Raw genomic sequence first — 19834 nt, 5'->3', positions numbered from 1 at the left:
ACCATGATGTACGTCCTCATTGTATTCCTTCCGCTTTTGGCAGCCTTGATAGCTGGGCTCGGCCAGAAACAACTCAAAGATCGCGGTAGCCAGATTGTAACCTCCGGTGCTGTAGCTATTAGTGCGATCTTATCTTGGGTGGCCTTCTTTAAGGTAACTTTCGGCGGTCAGGCTGAAATTGTCACACTATTCACATGGATTAGCTCTGGCAGCTTTGACGTGAGTTGGAGCCTGCGGATTGATAGTCTTACAGCGGTTATGCTTGTTGTGGTGAACACGGTTTCGGCCCTCGTTCATATCTACTCAATCGGCTATATGTCACATGATCAGCATAAACCTCGGTTTATGGCGTATCTGTCACTCTTCACATTTGCCATGCTGATGCTGGTGACCTCAGACAACTTCCTGCAGATGTATTTCGGCTGGGAAGGCGTGGGTCTTGCCAGTTACCTACTGATCGGTTTCTGGTTTAAAAAACCATCAGCCAATGCGGCGTCCATGAAAGCCTTTGTGGTCAACCGTGTGGGTGACTTTGGTTTTGCCCTCGGGATTATGGCGATCTACCTAGTATTTGATTCCATCAGCTTCGACACTGTTTTCGCAGCTGCTGGAAGCGAAGCGGGTAAGACCTTTAACTTCCTTGGCTATGAAGTGGATATTCTGACAACGATTTGTTTGCTGCTCTTCTTGGGTGCTATGGGTAAGTCTGCACAGCTTGGCTTGCACACATGGCTTCCTGATGCGATGGAGGGTCCGACCCCAGTGTCTGCCCTTATCCACGCAGCAACGATGGTGACCGCAGGTGTCTTTATGGTTGCCCGCTGTTCGCCCATTTTCGAATTCTCCCCAACGGCTCTTGCGTTTGTAACGGTAATTGGGGCGTCGACTGCGCTGTTCGCAGCAACGATCGGCCTTGTGCAGAATGACATCAAACGTGTGATCGCGTATTCAACCTGTTCACAGCTTGGTTATATGTTCTTCGCCATTGGTGTCGGTGCTTATCCTGTGGCGATTTTCCATCTCTTTACCCATGCGTTCTTTAAAGCGTTGCTGTTCCTTGGTTCAGGGTCTGTCATTCACGCAGTTTCCGATGAGCAAGACATGCGAAAAATGGGCGGTCTTTGGAAACACATCAAAATCACTTACGTGATGATGATGATCGGAACCCTGGCTTTGACAGGCTTCCCATTCCTTTCCGGTTTCTATTCTAAAGATGCTGTGATTGAGGCTGCATACGCTTTTGGTCCTGGTGTTGGTGAATATGCCTTCTGGTGCGGTGTGATTGCGGCTGTGTTGACTGCTTTCTACAGCTGGCGCTTGGTCTTCATGACATTCCATGGGGAACCTCGTGCAGATGAAGAGGTTATGCATCATGTGCATGAAAGCCCCTTTGTGATGCTGTTCCCGCTGTATGTCTTGGCTGTGGGTGCACTGCTCGCAGGTGCGGTCTTTGCCCCTTACTTTATTGGATCTCATTACGAAGAGTTCTGGAACGGTGCGATTTTCTTCCGCGATGGAAATTCGATTATGGAAGACTTCCATCATCCGCCTACATGGGTAATTGCGTTGCCTATTATTGCGGGTGCTGTCGGGTTCCTGGTTTCCTGGAACATGTATATCCGTCGTCCGGACATTCCTGTACAGCTTGCGAAAACACATTCTGCTCTTTACCAGTTCCTGCTGAATAAATGGTACTTTGATGAGCTCTATGATTACGTCTTCGTCCGTCCATCCAAATGGATTGGATCCAAACTATGGACAATTGGCGATGGCAAAATCATTGATGGTCTGGGACCAAATGGAATTGCCGCGCGGGTCGTTGATCTGGCCAAACGGGCCTCAATGCTGCAAAGCGGATATGTATATCACTATGCCTTCGCCATGATGATTGGTGTTGCAGCCTTCGTTTCCTATTACTTCCTCGTAGGTGGTGGCCACTGATGCTTGATTGGAATATTCTCTCATACGTGACCTTCCTGCCGCTTGTCGGCGCACTTCTGATCCTGGTAACAGGCGGAAAAGAGGAGGTAGCTGCAAGAAACGCTCGTCAAGTAGCCTTGTGGACAACGCTCGCTACTTTTGCGATTTCACTGCTGATCTGGATTAACTTTGACAACAGTCAGGCTGGTTTCCAGTTCGTTGAAAAAGCAGAATGGCTAGGCGGCGGAATTAATTATCACATGGGTGTAGATGGCATTTCCATGCTGTTCATCATCCTGACAACCTTCCTGATGCCACTTTGTATTCTGGCTAGCTGGAACGCCATCACAGTTCGCGTTCGTGAATACATGATTGCTTTCCTGTTCATGGAAACACTGATGATTGGTGTTTTCTGCGCACTGGATATGGTTTTGTTCTACCTGTTCTTTGAAGCAGGCTTGATCCCAATGTTCCTGATTATCGGGATCTGGGGTGGTGCAAACCGTGTTTATGCCAGCTTTAAGTTCTTCCTTTATACACTGATCGGCTCAGTTCTCATGCTGGCAGCCATGATCACCATGTATATGATTGCCGGAACAACTGATATCCCAACCTTGATGGCAACAGACTTTGACAGTCATCTACAGTTGTGGTTGTGGCTCGCGTTCTTCGCTTCCTTCGCAGTGAAGGTTCCGATGTGGCCAGTACATACCTGGTTGCCGGACGCTCACGTGCAGGCGCCAACAGCAGGTTCTGTAATTTTGGCAGGTGTTCTTTTGAAAATGGGGGGATATGGACTACTCAGGTTCTCTCTTCCCATGTTCCCAGAGGCCTCTGAATATTTTACACCGCTTGTTTTTGGTTTGAGCGTTGTCGCGATTATTTATACCTCTTTGGTCGCGCTTGTGCAAAAAGACATGAAAAAGCTGATTGCCTATTCTTCAGTTGCGCATATGGGCTTCATCACTATCGGGATCTTCACTTTCACCCAACAGGGACTTGAAGGAAGTATCCTGCAGATGATCAGTCATGGTATCGTTTCAGGTGCCTTGTTCCTCTGCGTCGGTGTGGTCTACGACCGACTACATACTCGGGAAATTTCTCGCTACGGCGGCCTTGTCCATAACATGCCGAAATACGCCGTGATTTTTATGTTCTTCACCATGGCAACCATTGGCCTTCCAGGGACGAGCGGTTTTGTCGGTGAATTCCTGATCCTTGTGGGTGTTTACCAGGTTGATACCTGGACGGCAGCACTTGCGACAACTGGCGTGATCCTGGGCGCAGCATATAGCCTTTGGCTTTACCGCCGAGTGGTTTTTGGTGAACTTGTTAAAGAGGACGTCAAGGCCATGCTGGATGTTAGCAAACGGGAAATCGCAATCTTCGTTCCACTGATCCTTGTTGCCCTTTGGATCGGTGTCTATCCGGACCCATTCCTGGATGTTATGCATGCGTCGGTTACAAACCTGATGGATCAACATGCAGCATCTATGGAACTGGTCAAATCAACAATGCATGCGGCTAAATAGGTAGGTTTTGAAAAATGGGTATGCCTGAATTTTCAATTGCTTCAGCGGAAATCTTTCTCGCCATTGCCGCAATGGCCCTGTTGATGATTGGTGTTTTCAAGAAAGAAAACGCCTTACAGCCGGTTTCATGGTTGTCTGTTGCAGTTCTGATCATTGCTGGAATTCTTGTCCTTTTGGGAGAAGAGGGAACACGTACGAGCTTCTCGGATCTTTACCGGGTTGATACATTCGGTGTTTTCATGAAGATCCTGGCACTCGGCTGTTCAGCCGTTGCTATCATCATGAGCATGGATTTTATCAAGCGGGAAAAAATCAACCGCTTTGAGTTTCCGGTTCTGATTGTGATCGCCTCACTCGGTATGATGGTCATGATCTCCGCTCACGATTTGATGTCTTTATATTTAGGTATCGAACTGATGAGCTTGTCGCTTTATGTCACAGCAGCAATTCGGCGGGATAGCACCCGTGCGACGGAAGCCGGTCTTAAATACTTTGTTCTTGGGGCCCTCTCATCCGGTATGTTGCTTTATGGTTGTTCGTTGATTTACGGATTTACAGGAACAACCAACTTCGATCTCATCGCCAATGCAATTTCTGCGGAAGAGACCGTGGGGCTTGGATTGCTGGTAGGGATTGTCTTCCTGATTGCGGGACTTGCATTCAAAGTATCTGCGGTTCCATTCCATATGTGGACACCTGATGTCTATGAAGGGGTTCCCACACCTGTAACAGCCTTCTTTGCAGCTGCTCCAAAAATTGCCGGTATGGCACTCTTCATTCGGGCCTTTATCATGCCCTTCGGTGATATGGTTGATCAGTGGCAGCAAATCATAGTGTTTGTCTCTATCGCGTCTATGATCCTGGGTGCTTTTGCGGCAATCAATCAAAAGAACATCAAACGTTTGATGGCATATTCGTCCATTGGACATATTGGATATGCACTCGTCGGACTTGCCGCCGGGAGTGAAGCCGGTGTTCGCGGTGTTCTGATTTACATGACCATTTATGTGATCATGAATATCGGTACCTTTGCCATTATCCTTTCCATGCGCCAGAAAGAGGGTATGGTTGAAGATATTTCTGAACTTGCTGGTCTTGGGAAAAGCAACCCGTTCATGGCATTTGTCTTGATGGTCTTTATGTTCAGTTTGGCTGGTATTCCGCCATTGGCAGGTTTTTTTGGTAAATTCTACGTCTTCGTAGCGGCTATCGATGCAGGACTGTATCCTTTGGCAATTATCGGCCTTGTGACCTCAGTTGTGGGTGCTTTCTATTACATCCGCATCGTTAAGATTATGTATTTTGATGAAGCTGCAGAAGGCTTTGAGCCGATGACCAAGTCCCTGGCGACGATTATGGTTGTGACCGGATTGTTCGTTGTCTTCTTTGTCGCATATCCATCACCATTGACAGACAGTGCAAGCGCCGCAGCAAGCGTTCTGTTCCAGTGAGCTATAATTTGACGGACGGCATTGATTTGCCGTCCTTCTTTACCCTTACAGCCTTTCAAACAATCGACAGCACAAACTTGGCTGCAAGAAAACTTGCAGACGAGGGGGCATCTGAAGGGCAAGTTATCTGGGCGTTAAAGCAAGAAAGCGGTGTAGGACGGCGGGGGCGGCAATGGACAAGCCCTGAAGGCAACCTCTATTGTTCGGTTTTATTGAGACCAAATGTTTCCGCTGTTGAAGGCGCAAAACTTTCTTTCTTAGTAGCTGTCGCATTATTCGACGCCCTAAAGCCATATTTACCTGAATCCATTGATTTGGCTGTAAAGTGGCCCAATGATCTTCTGATAAATGGTCGGAAAACGGCTGGAATTCTTCTTGAGAGCCGAAGCAATAATGACGGTCGTCTTGATTGGTTAATCATTGGGACAGGTATTAACATTCGTCATTATCCAAAAGTAACTGACGGTTTACCCGCGATTTCGCTGGAAGAAGTGGGTGCGAAGCTGACAACAGATCAACTTTTAAAGTCCTATTTAGATAATCTGTTGCAGCTATATCAACTCTGGAAACAGGAAGGCTTTTCTCCAATACGTCAGCGATGGCTGGCACGTGCCTCCGGCGTTGGTGGTCCTGTCACCGTCAGACTTTCAAATGAACAGTTTGAAGGGGTTTTCAGCGGAATGGATGAAAACGGTGCATTAGTCTTGACACTCCCTGACGGCTCTACAAGACTGGTGACAGCAGGGGAAGTATTCCTGCCAACCTATAAATAATAATAAGAACAAAGAATATCTATTGAGGTGTAAGCATGTTGTTAGCAATTGACGTGGGCAATACCAATATTACGTTCGCTGCTTTTTCAGGGAAAAGTCTCGTCAAAGAATGGCGAATTGCGACCTCTGCTTCACGCACCGCAGAAGAATATGGAGTTTGGCTCAGTCAGGCGATGGCGATTGATGAACTTCGTGTATCAGATATCAAAGATGTCATTATTGGGACCGTGGTTCCTGGCGCTCTCTTTAACTTGATCGGCCTTTGCAAGCGATATTTCAACTGCACGCCGCTTGTTATCGGCGATCCAGATGTGGATCTGGGAATGGTTCCGCAAATTGATAACCCGAAAGAGGCAGGGGCAGACCGGCTTGTTGATGCAGTTGCTGCACATTCCAAATATGGCGGGCCTCTCATCGTTATTGATTTTGGGACGGCGACTACTCTTGATGTTGTGGATAGTAATGGAAACTACGCTGGAGGTATTATTGCGCCAGGTGTCAATTTGAGTTTGGATGCTCTTCACTCAGCAGCTGCCAAACTTCCCCGAATTGCCGTTGAGCGTCCTGATCGGGTCATTGGCAAAAATACAGTTACCTGCATGCAATCCGGTATTTTTTGGGGTTATGTTTCCATGGTGGAAGGCCTTATTCAGAGAATGAAAGCTGAATATGGTGGAGAATTGAAAACTATCGCTACCGGTGGGCTCGCCAGTTTGTTTTCAAAAGGTACAGATTCGATAGATATTATTGATAAGGATCTGACATTGTCTGGTTTGGTCGAAATTTTTTACAAGAATAAAAATTGATTTTAGAACAATATTCCGGCCTATCTAGTTGAAGACTAATAATTGAAAATCAATAGATTTTTCACTGGAGTTTCAATTTCACAAAACTATACCTGTGTTTTCTCTTATATGAGCACAAACAATTAAAACTAATTTTTGTAATTTATTTATTACATAAGTTGGGTGTGCACAGGTAGACTAGAGCTTAAGGTGAGGTTGGAAGCGTAGAATGGTTTGGAAGCTCCGGCAGCAAAATCAGAAGCCAAGTTTTCTGGATGGATTTCAGTTTGAAATCGCCGAAGATACCGGTTGCCTATTCGTTAAACATTTTGACTATGTGAACGGCGAAATACTCCTGCAGCGGGCGGAATATATCAGAAGCGTCCCTCAACATAGACCAAATTTAAACCGCATTATCGATTTGCGTGGTGTTGAAGTTGAACTGACCGTGAAAGAAGCCCAGGCATTTGTCGATAAACTACATGCTGAAAAAAATGTTGTTGGACCACATCGGCATGCCATGATCCTAGAGGATCGCCTTGATCACAATATCCTAAAATATCTTGCCAGTTCCTTTAGTGGTTTGGTTGTTCAATTTAAAGCTTTTGAGGCTTCTGACGAGGACCTCGCTTTAAATTTAAGAAATTGGGTGAGATTACCCCAACATGTCTATTTCCCAAGTTTTTTGAATTTGAAGAATTAGTATGGCTGAAAAGCAGTCCAAGTTTGAATATTTCATTGATCCCTCGGTTAATTGCGCTTTCATCAACCTGCAGGGTGTTGCCGACAACAACCTTATACTTGAGACCATAGCGCAAACATTAAACGATCCCTCTTATCAAAGAGGGATGAAGCGTTGTATGGATTTTAGGGGTGTGAAAACAAATCAAACAATCGACGAAATCGAAGAACTAGCGGTTCAAATTGGGTCATATAGAACAAATTTGGGGACACATCGGGAAGCCGTTATTCTGGATAGTCTTTTAACTCATGGCCTCTTTAGAAGTTACCAGTCAAGAGCCACAAATGATGTCAGCTATCGTGTTTTTAATTCGGACAAAGAGATTGTTGAGCAGCCTTTGAAAGAATGGTTGGAACTCCCAAAAGACTATATTTTCCCTGACATTTTTGAACCTTTTTAAGCTCAGTCTCGTAAAATCCTATAGCTGGAAGAAGCCAAGTGAGAGTATTTCTGGTCAAAGGGCTGTTTTGTTGATAGGTCAAAGGCCTTGAACATTTAGGATGACTATGAATACAGCAAATAAGCTCCTGTTTTTGCCATTAGGCGGAAGCGGTGAAATTGGAATGAACCTCAACCTGTATTGCTGTAATGGCAAATGGCTGATGGTAGATTGTGGAATTTCCTTTGCTGATGAAAGGGCGCCGGGCATTGATGTAATTGTTCCGGATGCATCCTTCATTGCGGAACATAAAGAAAATTTATTGGGTTTGATCGTTACGCATGCCCATGAAGATCATGTAGGAGCTGTGGCCCGCCTCTGGAAGGATTTTCTCTGTCCGGTCTATTGTAGTCCTTTTACGTCGGAGATCCTGCATTACAAGCTGAGTGAAGAAGGAATTCTGGATCTAGTGGACGTGAATGTCGTTGCGCCCGGAAGTTCTCTGCAACTTGGGGACTTCCATCTTGATTTTGTTGATCTCACGCATTCTATCCCTGAAATGCAGGCGCTTCTCATCACGACCCCTTACGGGAAGGTCATGCATAGCGGGGACTGGAAGCTTGATCCGGACCCTGTGGTAGGACCCGTGAGCGATATGGATCGAATGGAGGATGTTACCTCTGGCGATGTTCTCGCAATGATCTGTGATTCAACAAATGTCTTTAAACATGGCGTTTCAGGCTCTGAAGGAGATGTGAAGGATAGCCTCGATGAGCTCTTGGGTCGTCTTAAAACGGGCAGGGTAGCAGTTACGACTTTCGCATCCAACATTGCGCGGGTGAGCGCGATTGCCAAAATTGCCGAAAAACATGATCGGCATGTTGTCCTTGTGGGTAGATCCTTGATCCGAATGACTGAGGCGGCAAAAAAATCCGGTTATCTCAGTGATTTACCGAGCTTTCTTAAAGAACAGGATGCAGGATATCTACCTAAGGAAAAGATGCTGCTCCTGTGTACGGGGAGTCAGGGAGAACCAAGAGGAGCAATGGCCCGTATCGCCAGGGAAGATCATCCTCATGTTACCCTAGATAAGGGAGACACGGTTATTTTTTCATCCAAGGTCATACCGGGAAATGAAAAGGCTTTGTTTGGGCTTCATAATGAACTGACTGAAAATGGCATTAATGTCATCACGGAATCTGATGAATTTGTTCATGTATCTGGCCATCCCGCTCGTGAAGAGCTGGAAAGAATGTATGAAATTGTAAAACCACAAATTGCAGTTCCGGTCCATGGCGAGGCCCGGCACTTATCGGAACATTGTAATTTGGCGCTTTCCCTTGGTGTTCCAATTGCGATTGAGATCCGAAATGGGGATGTTTTGCAATTGGCCCCCGGTGCCCCGGAAATTATTGATCGCGTGCCTTCTGGTCGCCTGGCCGTCGATGCGGGCGGGACAACTTCGTTGGATGGCGATTTTCTCTCTACGCGCCGAAAAATGATCTTTAACGGATCGGCAAGTGCGCATCTGACGATTTCCTATGATGGCAAAATTACAAAACCGCCAGAGGTCCGTTTGAGGGGTGTGGTGGAAGAAGGGAATTTTCCATCCCTTCACAAAGATCTTCAGGATACTATCATCAAAGCTCATTATGATTTGTCGGCAAAAAATCGTCAGCAGGATCTTGAAGTTGAAAAGGCCGCAAGCCAAGCCATTAGACGTTTTTTTAGAAAGTTGGCTGGAAGACGACCCATTACCGATGTATATGTAAGTCGTGAAATCGAGAAAGAAGCCCGTGCAGAAGGTTGAGTTGAGAGGATAGGGAAGAAAAATGATTGGTAATTTGAACCATGTTGCGATCGCTGTTCCAGATCTAGAGGCGGCATCCAAAACCTACCGGGATATTTTGGGAGCAATTGTTCGTCCTCCTCAGGATGAGCCGGATCATGGTGTCACTGTAGTTTTTGTTGAACTCAACAATACAAAAATTGAGCTTTTACACCCGCTTGGTGATGACTCCCCGATTGCAAATTTTCTTGAAAAAAACAAAACAGGCGGCATTCATCATATCTGTTACGAAGTAGAAGATATTCTGGCAGCTCGTGATAAGCTGGTTCAGGAAGGCGCTCGGATTTTAGGAAGTGGTGAACCAAAGATTGGTGCACATGGAAAACCAGTACTCTTCCTGCATCCGAAAGACTTCAACGGTACACTTTTGGAACTGGAACAGGTTTAAGAGGGTCTTATGGATCTAGCGACAGGCCTTGTTGTCTATTTCATTCTCTGGTTTATTATTCTGTTTACCGTCCTGCCTTGGGGTGTCAGAACTCAGGAGGAAGAGGGTGAGGTTGAACCAGGTACAGTAGGAAGTGCTCCTGTAAACCCAGCGATCTGGAAAAAACTTCTGATTACGACAGTGGTAACTGGCATTGTGTTTGGGATCTTTTATAGTGTCGTTGAGTATGAATTGATCGATTTTCGATCTTACATGCAACAAAACTAGGTGCTTTCGAGGATCCAACGCAGCATGAAAGCGACAAGTTACCGCGCTGATATTGACGGGCTGAGAGCAATCTCGGCCCTTTCTATTTTTGCTTTTCATTTGGGGTTCGACAGTTTCTCTGGCGGATTTGTCGGCGTTGATATCTTTTTCGTGATTTCAGGGTATTTAATTGTTCCCAAAATAATTGAAGGCCTGGAAGCCAACGATTTCTCCTTGGCTCGTTTCTTTGAAAAACGGATCCGAAGAATATTGCCAGCGTTGTTGTTGGTTCTCTTGTTTTCTGTTGTTGTGGGGTACTTCCTCTTAGGTCCACGAGAATACAAAGAGTTCGCTTTAAGTGCACTTGCTACACTGGGCTTCGCAGCAAACTTCTTTTTCAATGATCGATCTGATTACTTCGCAGACGTCTCTCATCAAAAACCCTTCTTGCACGCTTGGTCCCTGGGGGTTGAAGAGCAGTTTTATATCCTAATACCGCTCCTCCTGATCGGTATATATAAACTCCTTAAATGGTCACCGCGAAAAGCCGTAATTATAATCACGGCTCTGTCCTTCATCTATAACCTGGTGATTGTCCGTATTGATGAAACCAATGCATTTTATCTTCCAATGTCTCGCTTTTGGGAATTGGGGTTAGGCGGATTGATTGCGCTTTATACGCCTGCGATCAAATTGGATAAATTCATAAGCGTTTTGGTGTTTATATTTGGCCTGGGATTAATCGGTCTCTCCCTGTTTTGGATTGATGATACCATCCGTTTTCCTGGAGAGGCCGCGCTTTTACCGGTTCTTGGCTCTGGCCTAATCATTTTAGCAGGGCAGACAGTTTTAAATCCAGCATCCCGGTTTTTAGGAAGCTTCCCTTTTCGGTATCTGGGGCGACTGTCCTATTCAATTTACCTTATTCATTGGCCGGTTATCGTTTTTGTACGGCTTTACATCTCCCGGCCTTTTAACCCCACTGAGCAACTGCTGATCTTTGTTTTTGGCATATTGTGGGCTGTCGCATCGTGGCATCTTATGGAAAGCTATTTGCTGGATCGCCGTAGAGTATGCATGAAACCACTCTTGCTGGGGGTGGCCAGCGCTCTTGCTATTATTGGCGGGACAGCTTGGGCGATTAGTTTGAGTAATGGTGCCCCGGCTCGTATGACAGCAGAAGCATTGAAAATCCACGAAGCTGTACAGGCAGAAAAAGAGCTTCCAAAACGAGAATGTGAGACTGTAATCCCCTTTAGCGATAGTTTGCCTAAAAAGTACAGTGTTTGTAGTTCTGGAAACCAACAAGGACAGCATATCCTTTTCTGGGGAGACTCCCATTCAGGTATGTTGATACAGGCATTTAATCATTTTTATGGGACTGATGGGAATTATATCTCGTCAACAGGAATGCCTGACTGTCCACCCATTCCAGATGTTGAAACGACCCGACGTAAAAACAGGGATATTTGTCCAACTTTTGTCAATGAGGTGATGAATTACTTGGATACCCATCAAGTGGATATGGTTGTTCTTGCAAGTCGGTGGGCCAATCTTGCCTCGACAGTTAGAGCCCCGGGTGACGGTGGGCGTAGTCACACAATTTTTGACCTAGAAGCCGACGGTAAGGAAATTTCATTTAAAGACGCCCTTAACAGAACAGTTAAGGAAATAAAGGCTCGCGGGGCGAATGTCCTCATTGTTGGGCCGGTTCCAGAAATTCAGTTTCATGTTCCGGATACTGTTATTCGTCATCTAAAAGGTTATGGAAATCTACCGATTGTGAAGCGATCCGAATTTGATGTCCGCCAATCAATTGTCATGAACGCGCTGACCAAACTGGAGAAAACAAAACTCGTTGATATTATATATCCGCATAATCTGCTCTGTGATCAGGGTTCCTGTGAAGTTTTCAAGAACGGGAACGTCCTCTACACAGATGATGATCATTTGAGTCTGGAAGGAGCACGTCCTATAGTAGATGCCTTGAGAGACGAGTTTAAGCGTTAGTGAGAAGAATGATCAAAGCTGCATTACGCACTCACTTGGTGTTAGCTGCCCTCGCGGTGAGCGGAACAGCCAACGCTGAGACATTGCAGGTGGAAGTTGATAAAGAAACCTGTCAAAAGGTTCAAAGACACTTGGCTCGGGCAGATGTCAATTACAAGCCAGGCGTAGATGCAAGGGGTAATCCAGTTGTTCCTGCAGATACGGTAGGGGGTCAGATAAAAATTCCAGATCAGATTATTGTTGATCTAGCCCTTCCGCTCAAAGATCTTTTCGCCGAAGATAATGCTCCAAATAGATCCTTGCAGAATGCTGATGTTTCCATTGGTAAACTTACCTATGACATTAAAACCGGTCGTCTCGACTTTAATGGTCAGGAGCTTGGAAATCCGGCGCTCGTTAAGATTGGTGAGAAATGCTATGAAGTCTATGATGGAAAAAGTGAGTAATGAGGATCTGGAATTGCACTTGCAATCTTCTCAAATCCCTATACAAAACAGAAAAATGCCGCATTTGTGGTGAAACATTATCTCAAGAATAAAGTGAATTACTGAGGGTTCCATGCGTCTTTCCCGATATTTTCTGCCAACCTTGAAAGAAGATCCCAAGGAAGCCCAAATCGTTTCCCATAGACTGATGTTGCGTGCCGGCATGATCCAGCAAGCCTCAGCCGGCATTTATTCTTGGCTACCACTTGGCCATCGGGTCCTGAAAAAAATCGAACAAATCGTTCGTGAGGAACAGGATAAAGCTGGCGCTATTGAAATCCTAATGCCAACCATTCAATCAGCAGATTTATGGCGGCAATCCAATCGCTATGACGATTATGGTAAGGAAATGCTGCGCATTGAGGATCGCCATGGCCGTGAAATGCTGTATGGCCCAACCAATGAAGAATTGGTCACTGATATATTTCGGACACATGTCAAAAGCTATAAAGACTTGCCGCTGAACCTTTATCACATCCAGTGGAAGTTCCGGGATGAAGTGCGTCCCCGGTTTGGCGTCATGCGCGGCCGTGAATTCCTGATGAAGGATGCTTATTCTTTCGATATGGATTATGAAGGCGCCAAGATCGCCTATAATCGGATGTTTGTGGCCTATTTGAAAACCTACGCAAGAATGGGGTTGCAGGCTATCCCGCTTCGGGCTGATACAGGTCCAATTGGTGGTGATCTCTCCCATGAGTTTATTATTCTCGCGGATACCGGAGAGAGTGAAGTTTTCTACCACAAAGATATTCTTGGACTGAAAACTCCAGAAGACAAAGACTACAGCCCTGACGAATTGCAGGGCATAGTGGATGAATGGACAAGCTATTATGCCGCGGCAGATGAAATGCATGATGCAGATAATTGCCCAATATCTGGTGATGAGTTGGTCAGTCGCCGGGGTATTGAAGTAGGCCATATCTTCCATTTCGGTCAAAAATATTCAGCCCCTTTTGAGGCGAATGTAACCGGACCGGATGGTAAGGATGTAACCGTCTCCATGGGTTCCTATGGTATTGGCGTTTCCCGTCTTGTTGGCGGTATCATTGAAGCCTGTCATGATGAAAATGGGATTATCTGGCCGGAGGCTGTTGCGCCATTCAAAGTCGGGTTGATCAATCTCAAGACAGGTGATGAAGCTTGTGATCAAGCCTGTGAAGATTTTTACGGGAAACTTCAGTCTGCTGGCGTCGAAGTTCTCTATGATGATCGAAATGAACGGGCAGGGGGTAAGTTTGCCAACATGGATTTGATCGGTTTGCCATGGCAGGTGACGATTGGCCCACGCGGATTAAAATCCGGTGTTGTCGAGTTCAAGAACCGGGCTACTGGCGAAAAAACTGAACTCTCTCCCGAAGATGCTTTGCAAAGACTGGTAGGCTAACCGGCGTGTTTTCCCGTTTTGAATGGACAATGGCCCTCAGGTACCTTCGCGCTCGGCGACAGGAAGGGTTTATCTCGGTTATCGCACTATTTTCCTTTTTGGGAATTGGGCTTGGGGTTGCAACCCTGATTATCGTCATGTCCGTGATGAACGGGTTCCGTGCGGAGCTGCTGGACCGTATTCTTGGAATGAACGGTCATTACGAGATCAAGGCCCCTGAAAACAAGCCTTTGGTCGATTTCCAGCCTGTTATCGACAGCCTGGAGCGTGTTGATGGGGTTGTTCGTGTCTCCCCGCTAGTCCAAGGACAGGTCATGACAACGGCCGGTGGCAGCGCAAGCGGCGCCCTTGTTCGGGGTATCACATCAGAAGAGCTGGATAAACTGGTGGCTCTTTCTGCAAATATCGTCGACGGCAGTAAAGAGAGCTTTGAAGAAGGAAGAGGGGTCCTGGTCGGGTTTCGTCTGGCTCAATCATTAGGCATCAGGGCTGGCGATCTTATCAAGTTGATTTCCCCAAAGACCACTTCGACAGTTGTTGGTTCATTACCTCGAATTAAGACCTACAAGGTGGCGGGGCTGTTTAATACGGGCATGTATGAATATGACAGTGGCTATGTCTATATGTCACTTGGGGCTGCGCAAAAATATTTTAAACTCGGAGAAGGGGTTACCTCTCTTGAGGTTTTTGCGACGGATCCTGACAAAGCTTTAAAGATTAGGCGCGAAGTAATTAATGCAGTTCCTATTCGGGCCTTCATATATGATTGGCAACAATCAAGAGCCAGTTTCTTTAATGCCCTGGAGGTTGAACGGAACGTCATGTTCCTGATCCTTACACTCATAATCCTGGTTGCTGCTTTCAACATTATTTCCAGTCTGATTATGCTCGTAAAAGATAAAGGTCGAGACGTTGCAATTCTCCGAACTATGGGGGCAACTCGCGGGATGATCATGCGAGTATTTTTCATTGCGGGTGCCAGTATCGGTCTTGTTGGAACCTTGTTTGGATTTCTCTTGGGGATTGGTTTCTGTGCCAATATCGATCGGATAAAATCTTTCATTGAAGGCTTAACAGGGGCAGAGCTATTTTCGGCTGAGATTTACTTTCTCTCTCACCTCCCAGCAAAGGTTGACCCTGCAGAAGTAACAGCTGTTGTTTTAATGTCGGTCATCATTTCACTGGCTGCGACTATCTATCCGTCATGGAGAGCTGCTCGTCTCGATCCGGTGGAGGCACTTCGCTATGAGTGATGTTGTCCTCAACCTGCAGCATGTCGGACGGGTGTTTGAGCAGGCCGGCGATAAGCTTGAAGTTCTAAAAGATGTGAACCTTCAGATTAAAGCTGGTGAAGTCGTCGCGTTGCTCGGTCAGTCAGGAGCCGGTAAATCAACACTGTTGCAAATTGCAGGTTTGCTTGAGCCACCTTCCTCGGGTGAAGTGATCATTAATGGCGTTGATTGCGCTAGAGCCCGGGATAAGAAAAGAACGGAAACTAGACGCACAGATATAGGGTTTGTTTATCAGTTTCATCATTTGCTGCCCGAGTTTTCCGCACTGGAAAATGTAATGATGCCAAATCTTATATCTGGGGTCGCAAAATCTAAAGCCAAAGCTAAAGCAACTGAATTGTTGGAAATGATGGGCTTATCACATCGGCTAAAACATCGTCCGGCAAAACTCTCAGGTGGTGAGCAGCAACGGGTCGCGATCGCACGCGCTCTTGCCAATGATCCAGTTTTACTTTTGGCTGATGAGCCTACTGGTAATCTGGATGAACAAACAGCTGATATGGTTTTCAAAAATTTCATGAAGCTTCTGAAGCAACATAACGTAGCTGCATTGGTCGCGACGCATAATATAGACCTAGCACGCCGAATGGATAGAGTGGTTCATATCCGTGATCACCAATTAGTTTCCGATCCTGTTCGTTGATTCATATAACTAATCTGATTCGTTCTTTTTCATCGAATCAGCTTCCAATAGATATTCCACCCTCCTTTCTAACTCATTGAAATATTTATTAATAATATTTTTGTTCTCTTTTTGTTTGACTGTAGAACAAAATAGGAACATAACTAACTTCCAAGCAGATTAAGGAGGATCACATGTCTAAACGGAATTATTTGAAGAATGGTTTTGAGTTCGTGGTTTTCGCAAGTGTATTGGCTACACTTGTATTCTGGTCTGAGATTGTCCACAGCTTCACTGGTTGACTGATATGGACCTGGGAAGTTCTAGGGTAGGTAAAATTCCCAACTTTCTAATTTTATCCACAGAAAATTTTCATAGGTTGAATGTCAAGTCCTGATCTTTAGAAAAGGATATGCTGTAATGGGGCAGGTGAAGTCTTTATACGGAGAGCCGATCTTGTCTCATGCCAGCTTTGTGCACCTGCGTGTACACACTGCCTATTCCTTGTCGGAAGGGGCAATCCCGATCAAGAAACTCGTGGGCCTGTGCAAAGATCGGCGGATGCCCGCAGTTGCGATCACCGACACCAATAATATGTTCGGTAGCCTCGAATTTTCCCTGGCGCTTCCCGGTGCCGGTATTCAGCCAATTATTGGCTGTCAGATTTCTGTTTCAAACGAAGGGGAGCGGGAACGCAATGGTCGTCGCCCAGAACCAGATCCAATTGTTCTTCTGGCGCAGAATGAAACTGGGTATTACAACCTCCTCAAACTAACGTCCCACGCTTTCTTGAAAACAGAAGCTGGTGAAACTGCTCAGGTTCCGTTTGATATTCTCAAAAAATATGCTGGTGGACTAATTTGCCTGACTGGCGGTGCTGGTGGTCCAATCGGTAAACTTATCCTCTCCGATAAAGCGGATGAAGCGCTTGAATATATCAAACGTCTCAAGCTTGTGTTTCAGGATCGCCTTTATATCGAATTGCAGCGGCATAATTTGGAAAGTGAAGAGCTTAGTGAGCCTCATTTCCTCAAATTTGCATATGATCTTGATATTCCGCTGGTCGCTACCAATGAATGTTTCTTCCCAAACAGGGAAATGTACGAAGCTCATGATGCTTTGCTGTGTATAGCGGCTGGTAAATATGTTGGGGATATGGATCGGCCAAGGCGAACGCCGGAACATTATTTCAAGTCAGCTGAAGAAATGGCTGAATTATTCTCTGACTTGCCAGAAGCGATATCCAATACTTTGGTGATTGCCAGACGGTGTGCTTTTGCATCACCAGCCCGCGATCCTATTTTGCCAGCATTCGGCGATGGCGCGTCACTGGACGAGGCAGGTCAGCTTGAGCTTATGGCGAAAGAAGGTCTTGAAAAGCGTCTGATTGAAGAAGTTTTCACAGATGATATGGACGAAGAGACACGTCAAGCCAAAGGTTCTGAGTATCGGGAGAGGCTGGATTTTGAAATCAGTGTTATTAACCAGATGGGTTTCCCTGGATACTTTTTGATCGTTTCGGATTTTATTCAATGGTCGAAAGAGCATGACATTCCAGTGGGACCAGGTCGTGGTTCTGGTGCGGGTTCGGTCGTTGCCTGGGCACTCACAATTACAGATCTGGATCCACTGCGGTTTGGTTTGCTGTTTGAACGTTTCTTGAACCCGGAACGGGTCAGTATGCCGGACTTTGATATCGATTTCTGCCAGGATAAGCGAGAGCAGGTCATCCGATATGTTCAGGATAAATACGGCCATGATCAGGTCGCCCAAATTATTACCTATGGTAAGTTGCAGGCCAAAGCTGCCATTCGGGATGTCGGACGCGTATTGCAGATGCCTTACGGGCAGGTGGACCGGATTAGTAAACTGATCCCGTCCAATCCGGCAAATCCGATGACTTTGCAAGAAGCCCTGGATAGTGAAGTTCCTCTCCGGGAAGCGCAGCGAAATGATCCGGAAGTTGCCCGTCTTATCGAAATTGCGTTGCAGCTTGAAGGTTTGTACCGCCACGCCTCTACTCATGCGGCTGGTGTTGTGATCGGGGACAGGGAACTTGATGAGTTGGTTCCTCTTTATCGAGACCCTAAATCAGACATGCCGGTCACTCAATATTCCATGAAATATGTGGAAACTGCTGGTCTTGTTAAGTTTGACTTTTTGGGTCTAAAAACCCTTACCGTGCTTGATCGGGCCAAAGACCTGATCGCCAAACGGGGTATTGAAATCAACTTTCCAACAGTTCCTCTTGATGATCCGAAAACCTTTGAGCTTCTTTCCCGTGGCGATACAGTTGGTGTCTTCCAGTTAGAGAGTTCCGGTATGAGGGACATGCTCCGGAAAATGCGGCCAGACGCCTTTGAAGATATCATTGCGATTGTGGCCCTTTACCGACCGGGACCCATGGAAAATATTCCCACCTATATCCGTTGTAAGCATGGAGAAGAGGAACCGAACCTTCTACATCCAAAGCTTCACGATATTCTGGAGGAAACCTACGGGGTTATTATTTACCAGGAGCAGGTGATGGAAATTGCCAAGATCCTGGCTGGATATAGCTTGGGTCAAGCAGACGTGCTGCGCCGTGCCATGGGTAAGAAAATTAAAGAGGAAATGGACAAGCAGCGGGCTTACTTCTGTGAAGGTGCCGAAAAAGAAGGTGTGGATCCTAAAGATGCCAGCCACATTTTTGATCTGGTTGCCAAGTTTGCTAGCTATGGATTCAATAAGTCCCATGCGGCAGCCTATGCACTTGTCTCCTATCATACCGCTTATTTGAAAGCGAATTTCCCAGTAGAGTTCATGGCCGCCTCTATGAGCTTGGATATCAACAACACGGATAAGCTCAATATTTTCCGCCAAGATTTGGAAAGGATGAAAATTCCACTTAATCCGCCATGCCTCAACAAATCACAAGTTGAGTTTGATGTTGAGTTTGAGGGCGAACAGGGAGCTGTCCGCTATGCACTTGCCGCGATTAAAAATGTGGGCCGGGAAGCCATGGCTGGAATTGTTAAAGAACGAAATGAAAATGGTGATTTTAAAGACATCTTTGATTTTGCTTCTCGACTAAATCCCAAATTCCTCAATAAACGGCAAGCTGAAAATCTGACCCGAGCAGGAGCGTTTGATAGCCTGCATGATGATAGAGCTCAAACTTTTGCATCGCTCGAAAATATCCTTCGCCACGCGCAGCAAATGGAGGAAGAGAGAGGTTCTGGGCAAGTCAATCTTTTTGGAGGTGCAGATACTTCTGTCAGTGTAGCCCCGGTAATGGTAGCGGCTCCCCGCTGGACATCTATGGAGCAGTTGAAGCAGGAGTTTGACGCGATCGGGTTTTATCTCTCGGGCCATCCATTGGATGCATACGCTAAAACGCTCGATAAGGCAGGTGTAAGAAGCAGTGCTGCCTTTCTGGCAGGCTTAAGCGCCTCTGAAAGTGCCGCGAAACTTGCAGGTACTGTGATGGGTAAGCGGCAGATCAAGACAAAGAAAGGCAAAGCCTTGGCGTTTGTGCAATTGTCTGATGCTTCAGGTGCTTTTGAGGTAACCATGTTTGAGGAAACCCTAATGCAATGTCGAGAGATCCTTGAAGTTGGAACCTCACTAGTGATTGGGGTATCCGGACACATGGATGTTGAGAATGAGCAACCGCGGATTACAGCACAGTCAGTTCAACGACTGGAGACCGTTGCCGCTCAAACAGGGGATGGTGTGCGGATCTTCCTGGATAACGATGAACAGTTGAGCCAAATTGCCAGCATATTGGATAAAGGTGGGCCAGGGCGGGGCCGGGTTGCTTTTGTCGTTAATTTGGAGGAGGAAAATAGGGAAGTAGAGGTGGATCTGTCGGCCACCTACACAATTTCTCCTGAAATCCGTCAAGCTCTGAAATATGTCTCTGGTGTCCTGGATGTTCACGATATTTAGCCAGTAATTCTCAAAAACAGTAATTAAATTCAGAAAAGTGAAC

The 19834-nt window shown here is 46.2% G+C and carries 16 protein-coding genes; all 16 read left to right on the top strand.

From position 1 onward, the window contains the following. Nucleotides 1-6: 6 nt before the first annotated feature. The 16 genes from nuoL (at nt 7) to dnaE (ending at nt 19791) form a co-directional block, all read left to right on the top strand. Nucleotides 7-1941: an NADH-quinone oxidoreductase subunit L gene (gene nuoL, locus HH301_RS12365; RefSeq protein ID WP_169569575.1), complete on the top strand. Its 1935-nt coding sequence runs from the start codon at nt 7-9 to the stop codon at nt 1939-1941. Continuing rightward, nucleotides 1941-3452: an NADH-quinone oxidoreductase subunit M gene (locus HH301_RS12360; protein WP_169569206.1), complete on the top strand. Its 1512-nt coding sequence runs from the start codon at nt 1941-1943 to the stop codon at nt 3450-3452. Before nuoL ends, HH301_RS12360 begins: the two co-directional genes overlap by 1 nt. A 20-nt stretch (nt 3453-3472) precedes the next feature. Beyond that, nucleotides 3473-4903: an NADH-quinone oxidoreductase subunit NuoN gene (gene nuoN, locus HH301_RS12355; RefSeq protein WP_206378288.1), complete on the top strand. Its 1431-nt coding sequence runs from the start codon at nt 3473-3475 to the stop codon at nt 4901-4903. Next, entirely contained in the window at nt 4900-5676 is a 777-nt protein-coding gene (locus HH301_RS12350; protein WP_169569204.1) for a biotin--[acetyl-CoA-carboxylase] ligase, read from the top strand. Before nuoN ends, HH301_RS12350 begins: the two co-directional genes overlap by 4 nt. 35 nt (nt 5677-5711) lie before the next feature. Beyond that, the gene (locus tag HH301_RS12345; RefSeq protein WP_169569203.1) at nt 5712-6482 is read left to right on the top strand and encodes a type III pantothenate kinase; all 771 of its coding nucleotides are present in this window, start codon (nt 5712-5714) and stop codon (nt 6480-6482) included. A 208-nt stretch (nt 6483-6690) separates the two neighbouring features. After that, nucleotides 6691-7164, top strand: coding sequence for a hypothetical protein (locus HH301_RS12340; RefSeq protein WP_169569202.1), 474 nt, complete (start codon nt 6691-6693; stop codon nt 7162-7164). A 1-nt stretch (nt 7165) separates the two neighbouring features. Continuing rightward, on the top strand, nt 7166-7603 hold the full coding sequence (locus tag HH301_RS12335) for a hypothetical protein (protein WP_169569201.1): 438 nt from the start codon (nt 7166-7168) through the stop codon (nt 7601-7603). Between the two features lie 106 nt (nt 7604-7709). After that, nucleotides 7710-9392 (top strand): ribonuclease J, encoded by a 1683-nt coding sequence (locus tag HH301_RS12330; RefSeq protein WP_169569200.1) that lies wholly within the window; start codon nt 7710-7712, stop codon nt 9390-9392. Nucleotides 9393-9414: 22 nt separating this feature from the next. Then, nucleotides 9415-9819: a methylmalonyl-CoA epimerase gene (gene mce, locus HH301_RS12325; protein ID WP_169569199.1), complete on the top strand. Its 405-nt coding sequence runs from the start codon at nt 9415-9417 to the stop codon at nt 9817-9819. A gap of 9 nt (nt 9820-9828) precedes the next feature. Continuing rightward, nucleotides 9829-10086: a DUF1467 family protein gene (locus HH301_RS12320; RefSeq protein WP_169569198.1), complete on the top strand. Its 258-nt coding sequence runs from the start codon at nt 9829-9831 to the stop codon at nt 10084-10086. 24 nt (nt 10087-10110) lie between these two features. Further along, nucleotides 10111-12075 carry an acyltransferase family protein gene (locus HH301_RS12315; protein WP_169569197.1) on the top strand — a complete coding sequence of 655 codons (1965 nt, stop codon included), beginning with the start codon at nt 10111-10113 and terminating at the stop codon, nt 12073-12075. Nucleotides 12076-12083: 8 nt separating this feature from the next. Next, nucleotides 12084-12521 carry a hypothetical protein gene (locus HH301_RS12310; protein ID WP_169569196.1) on the top strand — a complete coding sequence of 146 codons (438 nt, stop codon included), beginning with the start codon at nt 12084-12086 and terminating at the stop codon, nt 12519-12521. 112 nt (nt 12522-12633) lie between these two features. Next, entirely contained in the window at nt 12634-13947 is a 1314-nt protein-coding gene (gene proS, locus HH301_RS12305) for a proline--tRNA ligase (RefSeq protein ID WP_169569195.1), read from the top strand. A gap of 29 nt (nt 13948-13976) precedes the next feature. Further along, nucleotides 13977-15200: a lipoprotein-releasing ABC transporter permease subunit gene (locus tag HH301_RS12300; RefSeq protein ID WP_169569194.1), complete on the top strand. Its 1224-nt coding sequence runs from the start codon at nt 13977-13979 to the stop codon at nt 15198-15200. Beyond that, entirely contained in the window at nt 15193-15882 is a 690-nt protein-coding gene (locus HH301_RS12295) for an ABC transporter ATP-binding protein (protein WP_169569193.1), read from the top strand. The genes HH301_RS12300 and HH301_RS12295 overlap by 8 nt, the downstream gene beginning before the upstream one ends. Nucleotides 15883-16281: 399 nt before the next feature. Next, a complete protein-coding gene (gene dnaE, locus HH301_RS12290; RefSeq protein ID WP_206378287.1) occupies nt 16282-19791 on the top strand; it encodes a DNA polymerase III subunit alpha in 3510 nt (1169 codons plus the stop codon). Nucleotides 19792-19834 lie beyond the last annotated feature (43 nt).

The sequence above is a fragment of the Sneathiella limimaris genome (assembly GCF_012932565.1).
Classification (GTDB): domain Bacteria; phylum Pseudomonadota; class Alphaproteobacteria; order Sneathiellales; family Sneathiellaceae; genus Sneathiella; species Sneathiella limimaris.
Note: the sequence above shows the minus strand (reverse complement) of the source record. Positions and strands in the feature narration are given on the sequence as shown.

Bases quoted from the DNA above. Each gene is read 5' to 3' on its own strand.
- nuoL (WP_169569575.1), top strand. From the start codon at position 7: ATGTACGTCCTCATTGTATTCCTTCCGCTTTTGGCAGCCTTGATAGCT.
- HH301_RS12360 (WP_169569206.1), top strand. From the start codon at position 1,941: ATGCTTGATTGGAATATTCTCTCATACGTGACCTTCCTGCCGCTTGTC.
- nuoN (WP_206378288.1), top strand. From the start codon at position 3,473: ATGCCTGAATTTTCAATTGCTTCAGCGGAAATCTTTCTCGCCATTGCC.
- HH301_RS12345 (WP_169569203.1), top strand. From the start codon at position 5,712: ATGTTGTTAGCAATTGACGTGGGCAATACCAATATTACGTTCGCTGCT.
- HH301_RS12340 (WP_169569202.1), top strand. From the start codon at position 6,691: ATGGTTTGGAAGCTCCGGCAGCAAAATCAGAAGCCAAGTTTTCTGGAT.
- HH301_RS12335 (WP_169569201.1), top strand. From the start codon at position 7,166: ATGGCTGAAAAGCAGTCCAAGTTTGAATATTTCATTGATCCCTCGGTT.
- HH301_RS12330 (WP_169569200.1), top strand. From the start codon at position 7,710: ATGAATACAGCAAATAAGCTCCTGTTTTTGCCATTAGGCGGAAGCGGT.
- mce (WP_169569199.1), top strand. From the start codon at position 9,415: ATGATTGGTAATTTGAACCATGTTGCGATCGCTGTTCCAGATCTAGAG.
- HH301_RS12320 (WP_169569198.1), top strand. From the start codon at position 9,829: ATGGATCTAGCGACAGGCCTTGTTGTCTATTTCATTCTCTGGTTTATT.
- HH301_RS12315 (WP_169569197.1), top strand. From the start codon at position 10,111: ATGAAAGCGACAAGTTACCGCGCTGATATTGACGGGCTGAGAGCAATC.
- HH301_RS12310 (WP_169569196.1), top strand. From the start codon at position 12,084: ATGATCAAAGCTGCATTACGCACTCACTTGGTGTTAGCTGCCCTCGCG.
- proS (WP_169569195.1), top strand. From the start codon at position 12,634: ATGCGTCTTTCCCGATATTTTCTGCCAACCTTGAAAGAAGATCCCAAG.
- HH301_RS12300 (WP_169569194.1), top strand. From the start codon at position 13,977: ATGGCCCTCAGGTACCTTCGCGCTCGGCGACAGGAAGGGTTTATCTCG.
- HH301_RS12295 (WP_169569193.1), top strand. From the start codon at position 15,193: ATGAGTGATGTTGTCCTCAACCTGCAGCATGTCGGACGGGTGTTTGAG.
- dnaE (WP_206378287.1), top strand. From the start codon at position 16,282: ATGGGGCAGGTGAAGTCTTTATACGGAGAGCCGATCTTGTCTCATGCC.